Below are 1,877 nucleotides of genomic sequence, written 5' to 3' on the forward strand. Positions count from 1 at the left end.
TTCCAAGTTTTAAACAAGGATATATTGCAGTTTAAATTTCCTAAAAACCAATCCTATAAAATATTTGGTAATATACCTTATAACATAAGTACGGACGGCCTTCAGAACGACTTCACGCCGGCCTGGTCGCGATCGGTGAAACCGAGGTGAATGCGCCGCACGCTAGCGTGGTGCGGCATGCAGGCTCGGGCCGACACCGCGGCGGCGTTCGACGCCGGCCGGAGCTCGACGCGATCCGGCTGGTGGTGGTCATCGGGCTGGTGTTCTTCCACTCCGCGCTGGTGTTCGACCCGCAGGCTGACTTCTATGTCCGGAACCGGGACACGACGCCGGTGACGACCGTCCTGGCCGCTCTGGGCGTGGTGTGGGCGATGCCGGTGCTCTTCCTGATCGCGGGACTCGGGGCGTGGCATTCGCTACGCCGGCGCGGCCCGGCCGGCTTCGCGACCGAGCGGCTGCTGCGGCTCGGCGTTCCGCTCCTGTTCGTCACCGTCGCGCTGACCCCGATACCGCAATGGTTGCGCCGCCGCTCGGATCCCGGGTACGACGAGTCCTACCCGCGCTTCCTGCGGCGGTTCTTCGACGTCCACCTGGAGTGGCCACGGTTCCCCTTCGTGCTGCAGGGACCCGACTTCGAGACCGGTCATCTGTGGTTCGTGCTTCTGTTGCTCACCTTCTCGCTGCTGCTGGCGCCGGCCGCCGGCGGGGCGCTCGGCGCCCGACCGGCCCGGGTAGTGGACCGGATGGCCGAGGCGGTGGTGCGGCGGCGGGGCCTGGTCCTGCTGCCGGCCGTGCCGGTGGCGGCGGTGTGCGCCCTGTTCGGGATCGAGCAGGGCTACGGGGTATGGAGTCGGGCGGCCTATCTCCTGTTCTTTGGGTACGGCCTCCTGCTGGCGGCCGACGAGCGGTTCCGCACGGCGATGCGCCGTGCCGCGAAGCCGGCCGCCGTGCTCGGCGTCGCGCTGTTCGCCGCCGCCATGGCCGGATTTGCAAGCGTCGACGATCCGCTCACGGCGATGACACTGCTCGCCACCGGCGCCCGTGGCTTGTACGGCCTCGCCGGCTGGTGCTGGCTCGTCGCCATCCTGGGCTTCTCCGACCGGCCACAGCGCGCCGCGACGGCACGGACACGACCGCAGCAGCCCCGGGCGTACCGCCGCCTTGCCGCCGTCGCACTGCCCTTCTATCTGCTGCACCAGCCGATCATCGTGATCGTGGCTGATCAGGTGGTCCGCCTGCCCGCGCCGATCCTGGTCAAGTACGTGATCATCGTCGCCGCCTCGCTGGCGCTCACCATCGCCGCGTGTGATCTGGTGGTCCGCCGCACCCGCGTGACCCGCGTCCTGTTCGGCATGCGGGCGCCGCGTGAAGCCGAAATGAAGGAATCACGCCCTAGCCTGCCTCCGACCGAACCGTGAGAGGCCGCGTATGACCACTGCCGATGCCCGCCTCGATCCATCGCCCTGGCGCGCTCTGAGCCGCCGGTGGCCGGCCGCCCTGGGACTGGCCGTCGCTGTCGTGCAACTGGCGGCGGGCGCCGGCCGTGACGATGTCTCCTTGGTGCTGTTCGTGGCGACCCTCTGTTACCTCGGCGCCGCTGCTTTCGAACGGCCCTGGGTCGCCTGGGCAGGAATCCCGGTCGGTGTCCTTGTCGCCAACGCCACCGAGTGGGCCGGGTGGCAATGGTGGGTCGGCGTCGCTGCGCTCGTACCCGTCCTGGTGCTCGCCGGCATCGTGGCGCGGGCACCTCGGGGCGCCATGACGGCACAGCTCGGCGCGGTCATCGGGTACGCCGCGCTGGCGGTGACGGCGCTCTACCTCGGGCCACGTGCCGGCCTTGCCCTCGCCGGCGCGGCACTTGTCGCCCACGCGGTGTG

Annotated in this window: 2 protein-coding genes and 1 pseudogene; all 3 read left to right on the top strand. The window is 69.1% G+C overall.

The genetic code is table 11. The features are described 5' to 3' along the window. Positions 1–96 (top strand): annotated as a pseudogene (locus AB0M20_RS41060) (rRNA adenine N-6-methyltransferase family protein); the annotation flags it as partial. A 74-nt stretch (positions 97–170) separates the two neighbouring features. Continuing rightward, positions 171–1,418, top strand: coding sequence for an acyltransferase (locus tag AB0M20_RS41065; RefSeq protein ID WP_364306684.1), 1,248 nt, complete (start codon positions 171–173; stop codon positions 1,416–1,418). A 10-nt stretch (positions 1,419–1,428) separates the two neighbouring features. Beyond that, on the top strand, positions 1,429–1,877 hold a 449-nt coding region (locus AB0M20_RS41070; protein WP_364306686.1), incomplete at its 3' end, for a hypothetical protein.

The sequence above is a fragment of the Actinoplanes sp. NPDC051633 genome (assembly GCF_040681735.1).
In the GTDB taxonomy this organism is placed as follows: Bacteria; Actinomycetota; Actinomycetes; order Mycobacteriales; family Micromonosporaceae; genus Actinoplanes.